The 616-nt window shown below is 59.3% G+C and carries 2 protein-coding genes; both read right to left on the bottom strand.

All coding sequences use genetic code 11. The annotated features are described in order from the left end of the window. Positions 1–191 (bottom strand): hypothetical protein (locus tag ACPYOI_RS35865; RefSeq protein ID WP_481424146.1); only part of this gene is annotated, 191 nt, incomplete at its 3' end. Positions 192–433: 242 nt separating this feature from the next. After that, a complete protein-coding gene (locus ACPYOI_RS35870) occupies positions 434–616 on the bottom strand; it encodes a hypothetical protein (RefSeq protein WP_481417901.1) in 183 nt (60 codons plus the stop codon).

Consider the following 616-nt stretch of genomic DNA (forward strand, 5'->3'; position numbering starts at 1 on the left):
AGGCCGATTCTCCGCAATACCGATACGACCGGTGCCAACGCGAAGGTGAGAAGGAGCGCTATCGCGAGCGGAAGAAATACATCCCGAGCGAGCACCAGCACGGCGGCGGCACCGACGACCGTCAGAAATGTCGGGATCGTGGGGCGGACGCCTTGATGCGCCGAATTATCTAAATCGCGGAATTGCCTCATTCGGTGGCTCCGTCGCTAGTCCACCGAGATACCCGGTTTCGTCGGAATTGATCGGCCCGCGCCGTTTCACGAAGAAACGAACACCGTTTTACAAGATGCTGGTCCTGTATCGTGTACCGCCACCCGCCTGTACCCACGAACTGGCCTCAAGCGAATCGATCTTACGACGTATCGGAATGATCTTGGGGAATGACTCATTTTTCAGAACCGGCGCGCCCTGCGTCGATACGCGGGAAATCCTTTCAGACCGCGACGCCGCTAACAGGGTTCACGACCGGCCTCTCGCTTTCGTCCTTCGAGCCGGTTGGTTGGACTGTGGTGGGAGCCAGAGATTCTTTGTCAGCGGGTTCCGGCTTCCCGGTCATCGGGCCGACGTCCTTGGGACGGCGCTGCTCGGGTGTGGCGTTCTGATCGTTCGTGCTCAT

The sequence above is a fragment of the Rhizobium sp. SVR5-2C genome (genome assembly GCF_056755115.1).